A 17,998-nucleotide genomic window follows, 5' to 3' on the forward strand; every position below is an offset into this window, starting at 1 on the left:
GCAGCGGCCCGGGGACAGGAGAATCAGGCGGGCATGTCCGGCTCGAGCTGAAGCTGGAGCAGGGTAATCGCATCCTTGAGCTTGAGGCGGCGCTTTTTCAGGCGGCGCAACTGCAGTTCGTCGTGCGTGRCATCCGCCGCCATGCGGTCGATCAGGTAATCGAGATCGCGGTGCTCGATCTGCAACTCCATGATCTGCCGCGATAAGGTGTTCAGGTTGCAGTCCATGGGCTCCCCCAACTCAATGCCGGCGCTGGCGCCGGCGGGCCGGTGCGGCTTCGGACGCTGGCGCCGGGTGGCGCGCCGCATCGTCTTGCACCGGCTATTGTCGCCGGTATTGCCCCCGGACTGTGGGCGCGGCTCGCACCGCTCAGAAACCGAAGGGACGCGGCGCCGAGGCCTGTCCCTGCTGCTCCTTGGCCTTGGCCCGGCGCTCGTCGACGTCCTTCTGGCGCTGCTCGGCATCGCGTTGCTTGGCCTCGAACGCCTTCACGTTTTCCTGCCGCTGCAGCGCCTGCTGCGCGCCCTGCTCCTGCGCCGCCTTGACGCGCGCATCGAAGTCGGCCTGCTTCTTGTCGTAGGCCGCGGCGTTGGCGGCGCGCTGCGGCGCATCGGCCTGATGCTGCGCATCGCGCAGTTGCTGATCCTGCTGCTTGCGCTCGAAGCTCTCGCGGCTGGCGCGCTCGTTGGCTTCGCGGCCCGGCTGGCCGGCTTCGTACTCGGCACGCTTGACGGCTTGTGCCTGGTCACGCTCGACCGCCTTGAAGGCGCGCTCGGCGTCACCCACTTCCAGTTCCCGCTTGCGCAGCACCTGCAGTTCCTGGCGCTGCGCGTCCTTGGCCTTGTCGATGCAGTGCGTGACAAAAAACTTGTTGTAGCAATCGTGCTCCGCCGTGCCGTAGCGGTAATTGGTCCAGGCACGCGAATCGCTGATGGCCTTGCGCTCCGCGGCGAAGTCCCGCGACGGCTGCGGCGCTTGCTGCGCCTGCGCCACGGGCGCCCGGGCCGGAGCCTGGGCTGCGGCAGGGGCCCCCTGCGCGTGGCCGTGCATCGGCATGAGCAACACCGCCACGCCGGCACACAGCAGGGCAAGCCGCACCGGCACTGACAGGGGGCGGGCCTTGGCCTGGGTGGCGAAGCAGTCGGATAACGCGGCCGCGAGCGGGGCCGGATGTGGCGTGACAATCATGCCTCGATTCTAACATCCGCCCCGCGTCTTGCCGCGGGGCAAGCCGGCTAATTGATGCCCCGGCCAGTCGCCGACGGGATGCCGGCTGCCCCCTGCGCCGCACACCGCGCCGCGCAGCGGCAACCTTGTGGCAAAATGCCCCGCTTTCGACCGACTGTTTTCCTGATGTCCAATCTGCCAGCTTCCGTCATGCAAAAGATCGTGTCGCTCATCGCGGCCGAACTCTCCGTCCAACCCCGCCAGGTGGCCGCGGCCGTGGAACTGCTCGACGAAGGCGCGACCGTGCCCTTCATTGCGCGCTACCGCAAGGAGGTCACTGGCAACCTGGACGATACGCATCTGCGTAACCTGGAAGAGCGCCTGCTCTACCTGCGCGAAATGGAAGAGCGCCGTGCCACCATCCTCGCCTCCATCGACGAGCAAGGCAAGCTGACGCCCGAATTGCGCGCGGCCATCGAAGGCGCCGAGACCAAGCAGACCCTGGAAGATCTCTACCTGCCCTACAAGCCCAAGCGCCGCACCCGCGCCCAGATCGCGCGCGAATGCGGGCTCGAGCCGCTGGCCCTGGCGCTGCTTGCCGATCCCTCGCTGGACCCGCAGGCCGAAGCCGCCAGGTACGTCAACGGCAACCCCACCGCCGAGGGCGGCGTGCCCGACGTCAAGGCCGCGCTGGACGGCGCGCGCGACATCCTGTCGGAGCAATTTGGCGAAACCGCCGAACTGCTGGGCAAGGTGCGCGAGCACCTGTGGAGCAACGGCCTGGTGAGCTCCTCGGTGATGGAGGGCAAGGAAGGCGCGGAAGAAGAGAAATTCCGCGACTACTACGAATACAGCGAGACCATCCGCACCATTCCGTCGCACCGCGCGCTGGCGCTGTTCCGCGGGCGCAACGCGGGCGTGCTGATGGTCAAGCTGGGCCTGGGCGAGGAACAGGACGCGATGGTGCCGCACCCGTGCGAAGGCATGATTGCTCGCCACGTCGGCATCCAGAACCTGAACCGTCCCGCCGACAAGTGGCTGGCCGATGTGTGCCGCTGGTGCTGGCGCGTCAAGGTGCAGCCGCACCTCGAGACCGAGTTGCTGACGCAACTGCGCGAAACCGCCGAAAGCGAAGCCATCAAGGTGTTCGGCCGCAACCTGCACGAACTGCTGCTGGCCGCGCCGGCGGGCCCGAAGTCGGTGATGGGCATCGACCCGGGCATCCGCACCGGCTGCAAGGTGGCCGTGGTCGATACCACCGGCAAGCTGCTCGATACCGCCACCATCTACCCGCACGAGCCGCGCCGCGACTGGAATGGCTCGCTCGCCACGCTGGCGCGCATGGCCAGGCAGCACAACGTGATGCTGGTTTCGATCGGCAACGGTACCGCCAGCCGCGAGACCGACAAGCTGGTGCAGGACCTGATGAAAGCGCTGCCCGAAGCCAAGCTGACCAAGATCGTGGTCAGCGAAGCCGGCGCCTCGGTCTACTCCGCATCGGAACTGGCCGCAAAGGAATTCCCGGACCTGGATGTGTCGATCCGCGGCGCGGTCTCGATCGCCCGCCGCCTCCAGGATCCGCTGGCCGAACTGGTTAAGATCGATCCCAAGTCGATCGGCGTTGGCCAGTACCAGCATGACGTCAACCAGCGCGAACTGGCGCGCGCGCTGGATGCGGTGGTGGAGGATTGCGTGAACGCCGTGGGCGTGGACGTGAATACCGCCTCGGCCCCGCTGCTGGCGCGCGTGTCGGGCCTGAATACCGTGCTGGCGCGCAATATCGTCGAATACCGCGATGCCAACGGCGCTTTCCCCAACCGCGACGCGCTGAAGAAGGTGCCGCGCCTTGGCGACAAGACCTTCGAACAAGCCGCCGGCTTCCTGCGCGTCAACGATGGCGACAATCCGCTGGATCGCTCGTCGGTGCACCCGGAAGCCTACCCGGTGGTCAAGCGTATCCTCGACCATATCAAGAAGGGCCTGCCCGAGGTGATGGGCAACCGCGACGCCCTGCGCGGCCTGTCGCCTACCACCTTCACCGATGAGACCTTCGGCCTGCCGACGGTGCGCGACATCCTCTCCGAACTGGAGAAGCCCGGCCGCGACCCGCGTCCCGAGTTCAAGACCGCGACGTTCCAGGACGGCGTGGAGGGCATCAAGGACCTGCAACCCGGCATGGTGCTCGAAGGCGTGGTCACCAACGTCGCCGCCTTTGGCGCGTTCGTCGATATCGGCGTGCACCAGGATGGCCTGGTCCACATCTCGGCCCTGTCCACCAAGTTCATCAAGGACGCGCACGAGGCGGTCAAGGCCGGCCAGATCGTCAAGGTCAAGGTGATGGAGGTGGACGTCAAGCGCAACCGCATCGGCCTGACCATGCGCCTGGACGACGAGCCTGGCCAGGGCCCGGCACGCGCGGGCCAGGCGGATCGCGGCAACGCACCGCGCCAGGGCCAGCGCCCCGGCCAGGGCAAGGGCTTTGGCGGCGGCCAGCGCCGCGAGGCGGAGCCGTCCGGCGCGATGGCCGCGGCGTTCGCCAAGCTCAAGCGCTGAGCGTCAGGCCCGCATCGAGAAAAAGCCCCTGTGGCGCGTGCCACAGGGGCTTTTTTTGTTCAGCGTGACCCTTCGGCAGCTCGCCTGGCCCGGTCCTTGCGCGCCCTGAAACCTGCTGTCAGATCTCCACCTTGGTCCCAAGCTCCACGACCCGATTGGCCGGGATCTGGAAGAAATCGGAAGGCTTGGCGCCGTTCTGATGCATCCACGCGAAGAGGCTTTCACGCCACATCGACATACCCGGCAGCTTCGAAGGAATCACCGACTCGCGGGCGATAAAGAACGAGGTCTCCATCAGCTCGAACTCCATATTCAGCTTGCGCTGGGCCAGGTCCAGCACCCGCTGCACATCCGGCGTTTCCTTGAAGCCGTATTCCGACTTGAGGATAAACACGCCACCGCCAAGGTCCTTGCAGATCAGGCGATGATCGTCGTCGACATAAGGCACGTCGCGGGTGACAAAGCTCAGGAACACCACGCGCTCATGCAGGACGCGGTTGTGCTTGAGGTTGTGCAGCAGCGAGACCGGGACCGACTCGGTATTGCCGGTCAGGAACACGGCCGTGCCTTCGACGCGGTGCGGCGGATGCGCCAGCAGGCCGCCGATGAAGGGCTCAAGCGGAATGCCATCTTCCAGGCTGCGCGCGCGCAGCAGCTTGCGGCCGCTGTGCCAGGTCATCAGCAGGAAGAAGGCCGTGCCGCCCATCAGCAGCGGGAACCAGCCGCCTTCGGCGATCTTGAGCAGGTTGGCGGCGAAGAAGGCCATGTCGACCAGCAGGAACGTCAGGCCGATCAGCGTCACCAGCACCGGGTTCCATTTCCACACGTTGCGCATGACCACGGCGGCCAGGAAGGTGGTGATCACCATGGTGGTGGTCACCGCGATGCCGTACGCAGCCGCCAGGTTATCGGACTTCTTGAAGGCCACCACCACGATCACCACCAGCACCAGCAGGATCCAGTTGATGACGGGCAGGTAGATCTGGCCGATTTCCGCGGCCGAGGTGTAGCGAATGCGCATGCGCGGCACGAAGCCGAGCTGGATGGCCTGGCTGGTCAGCGAGAAGGCACCCGAGATAACGGCCTGCGAGGCAATCACCGTCGCGCAGGTGGCCAGCAGCACCATGGGGATCAGCAAAGGCTGCGGCACCATCAGGTAGAACGGATTGCCGATGGCTTCGGGGTTCTGCAGCAGCATCGCGCCCTGGCCGAAGTAGTTGAGCATCAGGCACGGCATCACCACCGCGAACCAGCCCATGCGGATCGGACGCATGCCAAAGTGGCCCATGTCGGCGTAGAGCGCTTCCGCGCCGGTCAGCACAAGGAACACGGAACCCAGCACCACGAAGGCCTGGAGCGAATGCGTCATCAGGAACGTGACTGCGTAGTAGGGGTTGACCGCCATCAGGATCCCGGGCGCATGCAGCAGATGGAACACGCCCAGTGCGCCGAGCGTCAGGAACCACACCATCATGATCGGCCCGAACAGCTTGCCCACCACGGCCGTGCCGCTGCGCTGGATCATGAAAAGGACCACCAGGATCACCAGCGTGATCGGTATGACGAAGTGGGAAAGCCCGGGCGTGGCGATTTCCAGCCCCTCGACGGCGGACAGCACGGAGATCGCCGGCGTGATCACCGCATCGCCGTAGAACATGCAGGCGCCGAAGATGCCGAACATCATCAGCAGTTTCGCCATGCGCGAGCGCGGGGCGGCGGTACGCAGCGCCAGCGCCATCAGGGCCAGGATGCCGCCCTCGCCCTCATTGTCGGCCCGCATGACGAACATCACGTACTTGAGCGACACCACGATGATCATCGCCCAGAACAGCATGGAAATGATGCCCATCACGGCAGCGTCGCTGAACGTGATGCCATGTTCGCTACTGAAGCACTCCTTGAGCGCATACAACGGGCTGGTACCGATATCGCCGAAGACGACACCGATTGCCCCGATCACCAGTGCACGCTTGCTGGGACTTTCGACAAAATAATGACTGGTTGCGGGCTGGGTCATGGATAAAGATCTGGTTGAAGGGCTCGCGCAACGCCTTCGGCACGCGGATTGCGCGCCAGGGACGGCACGACGGCACTGCGCTGCTATTGCATTGCACAAACGCGCGCCATTCTAGTTGAAGTGCCGGGTGACGACCACTGGGGAGCATCCTGCCTGGAAACCTGCCATATGCCGATGGCGCATCAAGCATGCGAGGGAAGTCCCGGTCGGTCAAGCGCTTTGCGCGCCCCGGACCACAGACCCCGCGCAGCCGGGCGCGTCCGGTTCCGTTGCTATGTCGCCACAAGTTGTATCCAATCAGGTGCATCCAGACACCTGTCTAGACGCCTGTCTAGACACCTAGAAAGCGATCCAGCAGGCCCGGTTGCACCGCCAGTTCCGCGGCGGGCCCGTTCATGACGACCATGCCCTTCTCCAGCACCACCACCCGGTCGGCATTGGCCAGTACCGTGCGGTAATTGCGATCCACCACCACCGAAGCAATCCCGGTGGCCCGCACAGTGGCAATGACATGCCAGATCTCGGCGACGATGCGCGGCGCCAGGCCTTCGGTCGCCTCGTCCAGGATCAGGCAGTCGGGATTCGTCATCAGGGCGCGGCCGATCGACAGCATCTGCTGCTCGCCGCCGGAAAGCTGCTGCCCACCATGGCCAAGGCGCTCCTTGAGGCGCGGGAAGATATCCAGCACCCTTGCCTCGTCCCAGTCCAGCCGCCCGGACGGCCCTTTGCGCGCCGCCATCACCAGGTTCTCGCGTACCGAGAGATTGGGGAAAATCCCGCGCCCTTCGGGCACGTAGGCTACGCCCAGGCGCGCCACTTCGTAGGGMTGCGCGCGCGAGACGTCGCGACCGCCAGCGAGGATGGTGCCCTCGCGCTGCCGTACATGCCCGAGCAAGGTGCGCAGCAACGTGCTCTTGCCCATGCCGTTGCGGCCCAGCAAGCCCACGGTCTCGCCCGCGCCGACGCTGAAATCGACCCCGCGCAGGACATGGCTGCTGCCATACCACGCGTGCACGCCACGGGCGGCAATCATTTCGCTCTGCGCGCTCATGCGGCTTGCTCCCTGTGAGGGGTTGGCTGATGACCGGAGACTGCACCCGCCCCGCTCGCCTTGCCCTCTTCACCTTGCTCTCCCTCTTCGCCCAGGTAAGCCTGCTGGACTTCGCGATTGCCGCGGATCGCGTCGGGATCGCCCGAAGCAATCACGGTGCCGTTGACCATCACCGTGATGCGGTCGGCGACCGAGAAGACCGCCTCCATGTCGTGCTCGACCAGCAATACCGCATGGCCGTCCCGCAGCGAGCGCAACAGCGCGAGCATGCGGGCCGACTCCTCCGCTCCCATGCCCGCCAGCGGCTCATCCAGCAGCAGCACGGTGGGCTGGGTGGCCAGGCACATGGCCACCTCGAGCTGGCGCTTCTGGCCATGCGACAAGGCCGTGGCGACGGTGTCGGCACAGCCCGCCAGGCCGGCGCATTCCAGCGCCTCGTCACCCAGCGCGCGGCTGGTGCGGCAGCGCTGCGCGCCTTCCCACAGCCGCCAGGCCCGCTGCGCGCGCGACTGGGCCGCCAGCCGGCAGTTCTCGCGCACCGTCAGCGGCAGGAAGATATTGTTGCGCTGGTAGCTGCGGCCAACGCCTTCGCGCGCCAGGCGCGGCTGCGACCAGCCTGTCACGTCGCGCCCCTGCAGTTGCAGCTTGCCCGCCGACGGCGGCAACTCGCCCGACAGCATATTGATCAGCGTGGACTTGCCGGCGCCATTGGTGCCGATCACCGCGTGGATCTCGTGCAAGGCCAGGTCGATATCCACGTTGCCCACCGCGGTGAGGCCGCCGAAGCGGCGGGTCAGCTTGCGGGCCGACAAGACAGGTGCATTCATCGGGATCCCCCTTGGCGCCGGCGCGCAACCCCGCGCGCCAGGCTGACCAGTCCATGCGGCAGCAAGGCCACCGCCACGATGACGAAGCCGCCCATCAGCAGCTGCCAGTGCTTGGTCAGCGAACTGAACCATTCCGCCAGCAACACGAAGGAAAAGGCACCCAGCACCGCCCCGGCCAAGCTGCCGGCGCCGCCCAGGATCACCATCAGCATGGCGTTGCCGGACTGGTGCCAGGACGCGATCTCCGGATTGACGAAGCCATACTGGATGGCATACAGGTAGCCCGCCAGGCCGGCAAACGTGCCAGCCACGCCGAAGGCGCCAAGCTGGTAGCGATAGGTGGCATAACCGGCTGCGCGCATGCGCTGCTCGTTATGCTTGATGCCCACCAGTGCATGGCCGAAGCGCGAGCGCAGCACCACCGCCAGACCGGCCACCGTCAGCACCAGCGCGCCAAGCACCAGCCAGTAGAAATGCGCGACGTCGTTGACATCGAAGGGCCGCGCCCCCAGCAGGCCGAACTCCGGCCGGAAATAGATATAGGTACCGTCGCTGCCGCCCGCGATCTTGGTGTCGTGGAACACGAAGTAGACCATCTGGGCGAAGGCGAGCGTGACCATGATGAAATAGATGCCGCGCGTGCGCAGCACCAGCGCGCCCACCACCAGCGCCAGCAGCGCCGCCGCGCCAAGCGCCCCCAGCAGCAGGAGCCAGCCGTTGCCCGGCCCGGCCTGCGGCGCCATCATCGCGGTGGCATAGGCGGCCATGGCGAAATAAGCGGCGTGGCCCAGGCTGACCAGCCCGCTGTAGCCGATCAGCAATTGCAGCGACAGCGCGAAGATGGCCATGATCATGACCTTGCTGAGCAGCTCGATATAGAAACGGTGCCCGTCCGCGTTCAGCAGCAGCGGCAGCACCGCCAGCACGGCGAAGGCCAGCAGCCATGCCAGCCCGCCCAGCCATTGCGTGGAGGCACCGCGCGCGCGCAGCGGACGGTCCGGCACATAGGTATCGCTTGGCATATCGTTAGCCCGCCTTGAACAAGCCCTGGGGTTTCCAGAGCAGGATGAGTGCCATCAGAAGGTAGATCAGCACGCCTGAGGCCTCCTGCCAGAACACCTTGCCGAAGGTGTCGACGAAACCCAGCAGCAACGAGGCCACCATGGCTCCCTTGACCGAACCGATGCCGCCGATCACCACCACCACGAAGCACACGATCAACACCTGGCCGCCCATGCCGGGATAGACCGAGGACACCGGCGCGGCGATCATGCCGGCCAGCACCGCCAGCGCCACCCCGAGGGCGAACACGAAGCGGTACAGCACCGTGACGTTGATGCCCAGCGACTGCACCATCTCGCGGTTGGTGGCGCCGGCGCGGATCATCATGCCCAGCCGGGTGCGGCGGATCACCAGGTACATCGCCGCGGCCACCAGCAGGCAGATCGCGGAGATAAACAGGCGGTAGACCGGATAGGTCATGTCGTTGCCGATCGGCAGCGCCCAGTCGAGCATGGCCGGCACCGTCACGCCGTGCACATCGTCACCTACCAGGATGCTGCGCATCTCTTCGAACACCAGGATGAGGCCGTAGGTCATCAGCACCTGCTGCAGATGCTCGCGCTCGTAGAGATAGCTGAAGAACACCCACTCCAGCACATAGCCGAACGCCACCGCCAGCACGATGCCCAGCGGGATGGCGAGCAGCAGGTTGCCGGTCAGCCCGGCCAGCGTGAAGGCCAGGTAGGCGCCCAGCATGTAGAAGCTGCCATGGGCGAGATTGATCACGCCCATGATGCCGAAGATCAGCGTCAGGCCGCTCGCCACGAGGAAGAGCAGCAAGCCGTACTGGATGCTGTTAAGGCACTGTATGAAGAAGGAAACGATATCCATGGATATCCATGCGGCAAAGCGGCAACTCGGTTGCGGTATGCGGCCCCTGCGCTGCCGCCCCGGACGGGGCGCGCGGTGGCGGGCCGGACTTCGGCCGGGCGCCGCATGAGCGGCACCGGGCCACGGCGTTCAACCGATCACAGACGGCAGCCGCGCGCCGGATCGGCCAGCGCCTTCACGGCGACCCCACCGACCTTGTTCTCGCGGCCATCGACCTTGCGCAGGTAGAAATCCTGCACGGGGTTGTGCGCCTTGGACAGCGTGAAGGCACCGCGCGGGCTGTCGACCTTGACCTGCTCCATCGCCTTGATGACTTCGGCCTTCCTGCTCATGTCGCCCTTCACCGCGCCGGCGCCGGCGGCCAGCAACTGGGCGGCGTCGTAGCCCTGCACGGCGTACACGTCCGGCTGCAGCTTGTAGGCCTTGGCGTAACCCAGGCGGAAGCTCTTGTCGCGCGGGTTGGGCAAGCCATCGGCATAGTGCAGCGTGGTTTCCAGGCCCTGGGACGCGTTGCCCTGCGCCTCCAGCGTGCCGTCGGTCAGGAAGCCGGAGGCGTAGAGCGGAATCTTGTCCTTGAGGCCCGCCGCGGCCCAGTCCTTGACGAACTTGACGGCACCGCCGCCGGCAAAGAATACGAACACCGCATCGGGCTTGATCGACGCCACTTCGGTAATCAGCGCCTGGAATTCGACATTCGGGAACGGCAGGCTCAACTCCTTCACCACCTTGCCGCCCTTGGCTTCGAAGGCTTCCTTGAAGCCCTTGACCGACTGCTCCCCGGCGGCATACTTCCACGTCAGCGTGACCACCTTCTTCATGCCGCGTTCGGCCAGCACGTGGCCCATGGCATAGCCCGGCTGCCAGTTCGAGAACGAGGAACGGAAGATGTTGGGGCCGCACAGCGGGCCCGTGGCCTCATCGACGCCGGCATTGGGAATGATCAGCAGCGTGTTGTTTTCCTTGGCCACCTTGACGATGCCCATCTGCACGCCCGAGTGCACCGTGCCCACCACCACATCGACCTGGTCGCGCTTGATCAGCTTGGTGGCATTCTCCGGCGCCTTGGCGGGATCGGATTCGTCGTCCACCTTGAAGTACTCGATCTCGCGGCCGCCCAGCTTGCCGCCCTGCTCCTGCACGTACATCCTGAAGCCGTTCTCGATGGCATTGCCCAGCGAGGCATAAGTGCCCGTATAGGGCAGCATGAAGCCGACCTTGATCTTGCCGGTGCTTTGGGCACTGGCGCCCGCGGCGAAGGCGAAGGATGCGGCGATGGCAAGGCATGCGGGGGCCAGCCCGCGCGATGTGAAGCGATGCATGGATGTCTCCTGGTGGTCAAGCCGACTTCCGTCGCCTGGGCCGTCATCGCCGGCCCGCGGGGTTCCCTGCCACTCGCGGCCATCGCGCACATCGCGAACTGCCGGAATCGCTGGAAATGCAGGCTGGCGCGCAGCGGGCGCGAAATTATTTTAGGTATGAAGTATGCGCCGTTATAAACCGGACTGCCGCATCCGTCAACGGTCCTGGCTGGTCGCGGTGTGGCGAGTGGCCGCACCGCGGGAGTTTAAGCAGGACGGTTTGTGGCGCATATCGATGGATACCCTCGATCTGTGCCATGGTGCCGTACTCGTCGTCCTCACCCTGCACGGCAAGCACGGGGCAACGCAATTGCGGCAGCAAGGGGCGCAGGTCGAAGGCGCGGAAGGCGGGGTCGAGCCAGATGTCGTTCCAGCCCCAGAAGGCGGATTCCACGTCGTCGTGATGGCGCGCCAGCTTGTCGCGCAGATCGGTCTGCAGATAGGTTTCGCGGGTGGCCTGGATGCTGGTCACCGATACGTCCTCCACCATGATGTGGGGCGCCAGCACGGTGATCCCGTCGACGGCCTGCGGGAATGCGGCGGCGTGGATCAGCGCGATCGAGCCGCCATCGCTGTGGCCGAACAGCCAGGGCATGCCGCGGCGGCGGCCGGGCCCGATCTCGAGCGCCTCGAACAGCGCCGGCAAGGCCTCGCGCGCCTGCCGGTGCATGAAGTCGACGCCCCACTTTTCCGCGGCAGGACGCGGCGTGGAGCGGCCATAGCCATAGCGTGACAGCACCAGCCCCCGAAAGTCACCTGCCTCGCACAGCGCGGCGGGATAGTCGCGCCACATGCTGATTGAACCGAGCCCTTCGTGCAGGAAGACCACCAGCGGGCGCTCCTGCCGGTCCGGCCGCAGCCACTTCACTTCCACCTGGATACGGCGGCCGTCGAAAGGAATTTCCACCAACTCGCTTTGCATGCCTCTGCCCTTGCTTGTGACTTTGCCTATGACTTTGCCTATGACTTTGCTTGTGACCTTGCCTATGACCTGACTTATGCCGTTGGTTTTCCGTCCGCAGCCAGCGCGGCCTCCTCGCGCTGGCGCAAGCGAAAACGCTGTATCTTGCCGGTGGCCGTCTTCGGCAGCTCGGCCACGCACTCGACCTGGCGCGGGTATTTGTAGGGTGCCAGGCGCGACTTGACGAAGGCCTGCAGTTCCGCGGCCATGCCATCGTGCCATGAGTGGCCGGGGCGCATCACCACGAAGCCTTTGGGCTTGACCAGTCCGTGCGCATCGGCCACGCCGATCACCGCGGCCTCCAGAACGGCGGGGTGCAGTGCCAGCACGGCCTCGACCTCGAATGGCGAGACATGGATGCCGCCCACCTTGAGCATATCGTCGCTGCGCCCGGCGTAGATGAAATAGCCTTGTGCATCCTGCAGGTACTTGTCGCCGCTGCGGGTCCACTCGCCGACGAAGGTGTCGCGGCTCTTGTCGCGGTTCCCCCAGTACATCAGCGCGGCGCTCGGACCCTTGATGAAGAGGTCGCCGATCTCGCCCGGCGCGCAGGGCTGGCCCGCTTCGTCCAGCAATTTCAGCGTATAGCCGGGCACCGGCTTGCCGGTGGTGCCATAGCGCACGTCGCCGGGACGGTTCGAGAGAAAGATGTGCAGCATCTCCGTGGAGCCTATGCCATCGAGAATGTCGCAGCCGAAATGCGCCTGGAAACGGTCACCGATATCCTTGGGCAGCGCTTCTCCCGCCGAGGTGCAAACCCGCAGGGAGACGTCCGGCCGCGCGGGCAGGTCGCTGGCCGCCAGCATGCCCGCGTAGAGCGTCGGCACGCCGCAAAAAACCGTGGGCCGGTGCTCGCGCAAGCGGCGGAATACGGCCTGCGGCGTGGGGCGCTCGGCCATCAGCACCGTGGTCGCGCCCACCGCAAGCGGGAAGGTCAGCGCGTTGCCCAGGCCATAGGCGAAGAACAGTTTCGCCGCGGAGAAAACCACGTCGTCTTCACGCAGGCCGAGCACCTGGCGCGCATAGAGATCGGCGGTATGGAACAGGTTGCCATGCGTGTGCACGGTGCCCTTCGGGCGCCCCGTGGAGCCGGACGAATAGAGCCAGAAGGCAATGTCATCCGGCCGCGTGGCGGCGGCGCTTTCCAACTGTGCGCCCTGCCCGGCCATCCCGGCCACGCTGGGCGCCGGGCCGGCGGCAGCGTCATCGGGCCCCGCCAGTATCAGCGCGGGGTTGGTGCCCGCCTTGCCGATGGCCTCGCGCATCGCGCTGGCCAGCGGTGCCGACACCACGACCGCGCGCGCGCCGCTGTGCTCCAGCATATAGGCGTAGTCGTCGACGGTCAGCAGCGTGTTGACCGCCACGGGCACCACGCCTGCCAGCAGGCAGCCGAGGAAGACCGTGGGGAAATCGATGGTGTCGAGAGCGCACAGCAGCAGGCGTTCCTCCGGGCGCACGCCCGACGTCAGCAGCGCGGCGGCGAAGCACCGGCAGCGCTCGTCAAGCGCGGCGAAGCTGAGCGTGCCGGCATCGTCCACGTAGGCGGTCTTGCCGTCGCGGCCTGCGCCGAGGTTGCGCGTCAGCAGGTCCGCGGCCGCGTTGTACCGGGCTGGCAACACCGCAACGGCAGCCGCCGGCAAGGCCGCATCGGCCGCCGGGGACCGGGATGCTACTGGGGGCGTCATGTCTCCACTCCTCGATGCCGTCCCCCAGTCACGCATGGCCGTGGGAAACGGAGTCAGGTTTTGTTGTGTCTTCTCTTTTTTTGTTTTCTTTTGTGGATGCATTTTATTGCATATCAACTATTATGCAAGCAGAGTAATGCACTATATGACACAAGTGTGCCGTCCCTTATAATCGCAACCCCGATCCGGATGTCGTCCGGGTCTCATTGACTCGCAACCGTCATGCGCCGCGACCCTGACCCCTTGCTGGCCCCAGACCCCTCCGATGCCCGCCCTGCCGGCGAGCGCGATCCCTACCTGACGCAACTCGGCGAGCGCATTCGCTCGCTGCGCGCGGCGCGCGGCATGTCGCGCAAGGACCTGGCGCGCGGCGCGGAGGTTTCCGAGCGCTATCTCGCCAATCTGGAAACCGGCACCGGCAACGCTTCCGTGCTGCTGCTGCGGCAGGTAGCGAGGGCGCTGGACGTGCCCCTGCCGGTGGTGCTGGCGGAGATGGAAACGCAGCACGCTCCAGGTGGCCTGCCGGCTTCCGAATTCTCCCAACTGGTGCAATGGCTGGCGCAACTGCCCGCCGGCGACCTGGCACGCGTGCGCGAGGCCTGCCACCATGCGCTGGCACCATCCACGTCCCATGACGCGCGTCACCGCCGCATCACCCTGATCGGGCTGCGTGGCGCGGGCAAGTCCACGCTCGGGCGGGCGCTGGCAGCGGCGATGGAAGTGCCCTTCGTCGAACTGAACGGCGTCATCGAGCAGGAAGCCGGCGCCAGCCTGGCCGAGATTCACTCCCTGTATGGACAGGCGGCCTACCGCCGCTACGAGATGCGCGCGCTCGAACGCGTGCTGCGCGAACACGACCGCATGGTGCTGGCCACGCCCGGCAGCCTGGTCTCCGAGCCATCCACCTTCAGCCTGCTGCTGGCGCGTTGCTACACGGTCTGGGTAAAGACCTCGCCTGAGGAACATATGGCACGGGTAGTGGCGCAAGGCGATATGCGCCCGATGGAAGGCAACCGCGAAGCCATGGACGATTTGCGCCGCATCCTGCAGGCGCGCACCCCGCTCTACGCGCGCGCCGATGTGACAATCGACACCAGCGGCCAGGATCCCAACACCTCGCTGCAGGCCCTGCGGGCCAAGCTTCGCATGCCGGAAGCCTGAGCTGCGCGGACTTGCCCGGGATGCCCGACGCGGACTGAATGTTATCGCAAGGATTGCGCCGCCCCGCTTTGCGCACTATATTTCATCGCAGAGAACGATCGACAATATAGTGCATAAAGGAGACCACAATGTCCGCCCCGGCCGTTCCTTCCGCCAGTTCGCATGCCTCCGTCACCTTCGAGCGCGACCCCGCGCAATACCGCCACTGGAAGCTGACGTATGACGGCCCGGTGGCCACGCTGTCCATGGATGTCGACGAGGACGGCGGCCTGCGTCCCGGCTATGCGCTCAAGTTGAACTCCTATGACCTCGGCGTGGATATCGAACTGCACGATGCCCTGCAGCGCATCCGCTTCGAGCACCCCGAAGTGCGCACCGTGGTCCTCACCAGCGCCAAGGAGCGTATCTTCTGCTCGGGCGCCAATATCTTCATGCTTGGCAAGTCGTCCCACGCGTGGAAGGTGAATTTCTGCAAGTTCACCAACGAAACCCGCAACGGCATCGAGGACGCCAGCCGCTATTCCGGCCTGAAATTCATCGCGGCCTGCAACGGCACCACCGCCGGCGGCGGCTATGAACTCGCCCTGGCCTGCGACGAAATCGTGCTGGTCGATGACCGGTCTTCCGCCGTCAGCCTGCCCGAAGTGCCACTGCTCGGCGTGCTGCCGGGCACCGGCGGACTGACGCGCCTCACCGACAAGCGTCGCGTGCGGCGCGATCATGCCGACATCTTCTGCACCACAACCGAGGGCGTGCGCGGGCAGCGGGCGTTCGAATGGAAGCTGGTCGATGCCGTGGTCAAGCCGGCGCGCTTCGCCGAGCACGTGCAGCAGCGCGCCCTGGCGCTTGCCGCTGACAGCGACCGACCCGCGGATCAGCCGGGCGTCAGGCTCACGCCGCTGTCGCGCAGCCAGGATGCGCATGGCTACCGCTACGACACCGTCCAGGTGCACCTGGACCCGGCCGCGCGCAAGGCAACGCTCACCGTATTCGGCCCCCGCAAGCAGCAGCCGCAGACGCTGGCCCAGATCCTGGCTGCCGGCGCCGACTGGTGGCCGCTGAAGATGGCGCGCGAACTCGACGACGCCATCCTCACGCTGCGCGCCAACCACCTCGACATCGGCATCTGGATTCTCAAGACCGAGGGCGACCCGCTCCAGGTGCTGGCCATGGACGCGCTGCTGGATGCGCATGCCGGCCACTGGTTCGTGCGCGAGACCATTGGCATGCTGCGGCGCACGCTGGCACGCCTGGAGATTTCCTCGCGCACGCTGTTTGCCCTGATCGAGCCGGACTCCTGCTTTGCCGGGACCCTGCTGGAACTCGCGCTGGCCGCCGACCGCAGCTATATGCTGCACCTGCCCGATGCGCCTGACGATGCCCCGCGCGTGTTCGCCAGCACCGCCAACTTCGGCCGCTACCCGATGGTCAACGGACTGACGCGGCTGGCCGCGCGCTTCTACCAGGACGAGGCTGCGATCCGTGCCGTGCAGGACCATGCCGGCGCGCCGCTCGATGCCATCAGCGCCGCTTCACTGGCGCTGGTCACCGCCATCCCCGACGATATCGACTGGGAAGACGAAATCCGCATCGCCATCGAGGAACGGGCAAGCCTGTCGCCGGATGCGCTGACCGGGCTTGAGGCGAACCTGCGCTTCGGGCCGGCGGAAACCATGGAGACCCGCATCTTCGGCCGCCTCACCGCCTGGCAGAACTGGATCTTCAACCGGCCGAACGCGATTGGCGAGCACGGCGCGCTCAAGGTGTTCGGTTCGGGCAACAAAACCCGCTTCGACTGGGATCGGGTCTGAAGCGGCATATAGCATAGACAAAGACAAAGGCAGGCTCGACAACACAAATGAAAAGAAAACAGGGAGACACCCCGTGAGCATCGACTACAGCCAGAAGATCCCCAACAACGTCAACCTGTCGGATGACCGCGCGCTCCAGCGCGCGTTGGAGCACTGGCAACCCGCCTTTCTCGACTGGTGGCGCGATATGGGGCCAGAAGGCTCGCACCAGCACGATGTCTACCTGCGCACTGCGGTGTCGGTCGATCCTTCCGGCTGGGCTCACTTCGATCACGTCAAGATGCCGGACTACCGCTGGGGCATCTTCCTGCAGCCTGCGGATCCCGCGCGCCTGATCCATTTCGGCGAGCACAAGGGCGAGGCAGCCTGGCAGGAAGTGCCGGGGGAGCATCGCGCCAATCTGCGCCGTATCATTGTCACCCAGGGCGACACCGAACCGGCGTCGGTGGAACAGCAGCGCCATCTCGGCATGACATGCCCCTCGCTGTACGACCTGCGCAACCTCTTCCAGGTCAATGTGGAGGAAGGCCGCCACCTGTGGGCCATGGTCTACCTGCTGCACCGCCACTTTGGCCGTGACGGGCGCGAAGAAGCCGAAGCCTTGCTCGGCCGGCGCTCCGGCGACGAGGACAATCCCCGCATCCTTGGCGCCTTCAACGAGCGCACGCCCGACTGGCTGGCCTTCTTCATGTTCACGTACTTCACCGACCGCGACGGCAAGTTCCAGCTGTGCGCGCTGGCCGAATCCAGTTTCGATCCCCTGGCGCGCACCACGCGCTTCATGCTCACCGAGGAAGCCCACCATATGTTCGTGGGCGAATCCGGCGTGTCCCGCGTGATCCAGCGCACCTGCGAAGTGATGCGCGAGCGCGATATCCGCGATCCGGCCGAGGTCCGCGCCGCGGGCGTGATCGATCTCGAAACCATCCAGCGCTATCTCAACTTCCACTACAGCGTGACCATCGACCTGTTCGGCGCGGATCAGTCGTCCAACGCCGCCATCTTCTATAGCGCCGGACTCAAGGGCCGCTTCGAGGAAGGCAAGCGCAACGACGACCACGTGCTCAAGGGCGACGTGTACCGCATCCTCGAAATCCAGGACGGGCGCCTCGGCGAGCGCGAGGTCCCCATGCTCAACGCACTCAACGAGGTGCTGCGCGACGACTACATCAAGGACTCCATCGGCGGTGTGTCGCGCTGGAACAAGGTGATTGAAAAGCACGGCATCGACTTCCGCATGACGGTGCCGCACAAGGCGTTCAACCGCAAGATTGGCAGCTTTGCCAATGTCCATGTCTCGCCCACCGGCCAATTGCTTACCGAAGCCCAATGGCAGGCCAGCGAACGCGACTGGCTGGCGACGCAAGAAGACCGCGCCTTCGTTGCCTCGCTGATGGGCCGCGTCACGGAGCCCGGCAAGTACGCCAGCTGGATCGCGCCGCCGATGGTCGGCGTCAACCGCCAGCCCATGGATTTTGAATACGTGCGCTTCAATTGAGCCATCAACTGACCCA

General features: G+C 65.8%; 14 protein-coding genes. 4 read left to right on the plus strand and 10 right to left on the minus strand.

Translation table 11 applies throughout. The features are described 5' to 3' along the window. Window positions 1–23: 23 nt before the first annotated feature. Both AC1DQ3_RS13420 and AC1DQ3_RS13425 read right to left on the minus strand, forming a co-directional pair. Entirely contained in the window at window positions 24–227 is a 204-nt protein-coding gene (locus tag AC1DQ3_RS13420; protein ID WP_477120742.1) for a DUF465 domain-containing protein, read from the minus strand. Window positions 228–369: 142 nt separating this feature from the next. Further along, window positions 370–1,188: a hypothetical protein gene (locus AC1DQ3_RS13425; RefSeq protein ID WP_477120678.1), complete on the minus strand. Its 819-nt coding sequence runs from the start codon at window positions 1,186–1,188 to the stop codon at window positions 370–372. 165 nt (window positions 1,189–1,353) lie between these two features. Between AC1DQ3_RS13425 and AC1DQ3_RS13430 the strand changes: the two genes are divergently transcribed. Next, on the plus strand, window positions 1,354–3,720 hold the full coding sequence (locus AC1DQ3_RS13430; protein ID WP_477120679.1) for a Tex family protein: 2,367 nt from the start codon (window positions 1,354–1,356) through the stop codon (window positions 3,718–3,720). 118 nt (window positions 3,721–3,838) lie between these two features. On the opposite strand, the gene AC1DQ3_RS13435 is transcribed toward AC1DQ3_RS13430, so the two are convergent. From AC1DQ3_RS13435 to AC1DQ3_RS13470, 8 genes are all read right to left on the minus strand, one after another. Then, a complete protein-coding gene (locus AC1DQ3_RS13435) occupies window positions 3,839–5,737 on the minus strand; it encodes a potassium transporter Kup (protein ID WP_477120680.1) in 1,899 nt (632 codons plus the stop codon). Between the two features lie 331 nt (window positions 5,738–6,068). Further along, window positions 6,069–6,788 carry an ABC transporter ATP-binding protein gene (locus AC1DQ3_RS13440; protein WP_477120681.1) on the minus strand — a complete coding sequence of 240 codons (720 nt, stop codon included), beginning with the start codon at window positions 6,786–6,788 and terminating at the stop codon, window positions 6,069–6,071. Beyond that, window positions 6,785–7,615: an ABC transporter ATP-binding protein gene (locus tag AC1DQ3_RS13445; RefSeq protein WP_477120682.1), complete on the minus strand. Its 831-nt coding sequence runs from the start codon at window positions 7,613–7,615 to the stop codon at window positions 6,785–6,787. Before AC1DQ3_RS13445 ends, AC1DQ3_RS13440 begins: the two co-directional genes overlap by 4 nt. Beyond that, window positions 7,612–8,637, minus strand: coding sequence for a branched-chain amino acid ABC transporter permease (locus AC1DQ3_RS13450; RefSeq protein WP_477120683.1), 1,026 nt, complete (start codon window positions 8,635–8,637; stop codon window positions 7,612–7,614). The genes AC1DQ3_RS13445 and AC1DQ3_RS13450 overlap by 4 nt, the downstream gene beginning before the upstream one ends. Window positions 8,638–8,641: 4 nt before the next feature. Next, the gene (locus tag AC1DQ3_RS13455) at window positions 8,642–9,508 is read right to left on the minus strand and encodes a branched-chain amino acid ABC transporter permease (protein WP_477120684.1); all 867 of its coding nucleotides are present in this window, start codon (window positions 9,506–9,508) and stop codon (window positions 8,642–8,644) included. Between the two features lie 137 nt (window positions 9,509–9,645). After that, window positions 9,646–10,827, minus strand: coding sequence for an ABC transporter substrate-binding protein (locus tag AC1DQ3_RS13460; protein WP_477120685.1), 1,182 nt, complete (start codon window positions 10,825–10,827; stop codon window positions 9,646–9,648). Between the two features lie 145 nt (window positions 10,828–10,972). Beyond that, on the minus strand, window positions 10,973–11,788 hold the full coding sequence (locus AC1DQ3_RS13465) for an alpha/beta fold hydrolase (RefSeq protein WP_477120686.1): 816 nt from the start codon (window positions 11,786–11,788) through the stop codon (window positions 10,973–10,975). 74 nt (window positions 11,789–11,862) lie between these two features. Continuing rightward, entirely contained in the window at window positions 11,863–13,512 is a 1,650-nt protein-coding gene (locus tag AC1DQ3_RS13470; RefSeq protein ID WP_477120687.1) for a benzoate-CoA ligase family protein, read from the minus strand. A gap of 222 nt (window positions 13,513–13,734) precedes the next feature. Here AC1DQ3_RS13470 and AC1DQ3_RS13475 point away from each other — a divergent pair, with 222 nt between their 5' ends. The 3 genes from AC1DQ3_RS13475 to boxB all read left to right on the plus strand — a co-directional run bounded on the left by AC1DQ3_RS13475 (window position 13,735) and on the right by boxB (window position 17,982). After that, on the plus strand, window positions 13,735–14,673 hold the full coding sequence (locus tag AC1DQ3_RS13475; protein ID WP_477120688.1) for a helix-turn-helix transcriptional regulator: 939 nt from the start codon (window positions 13,735–13,737) through the stop codon (window positions 14,671–14,673). 128 nt (window positions 14,674–14,801) lie between these two features. Continuing rightward, window positions 14,802–16,484: a 2,3-epoxybenzoyl-CoA dihydrolase gene (gene boxC / locus AC1DQ3_RS13480; RefSeq protein ID WP_477120689.1), complete on the plus strand. Its 1,683-nt coding sequence runs from the start codon at window positions 14,802–14,804 to the stop codon at window positions 16,482–16,484. Window positions 16,485–16,557: 73 nt separating this feature from the next. Then, entirely contained in the window at window positions 16,558–17,982 is a 1,425-nt protein-coding gene (boxB, locus tag AC1DQ3_RS13485) for a benzoyl-CoA 2,3-epoxidase subunit BoxB (protein ID WP_477120690.1), read from the plus strand. Window positions 17,983–17,998 lie beyond the last annotated feature (16 nt).

The sequence above is a fragment of the Cupriavidus sp. 01T418 genome (assembly GCF_056398885.1).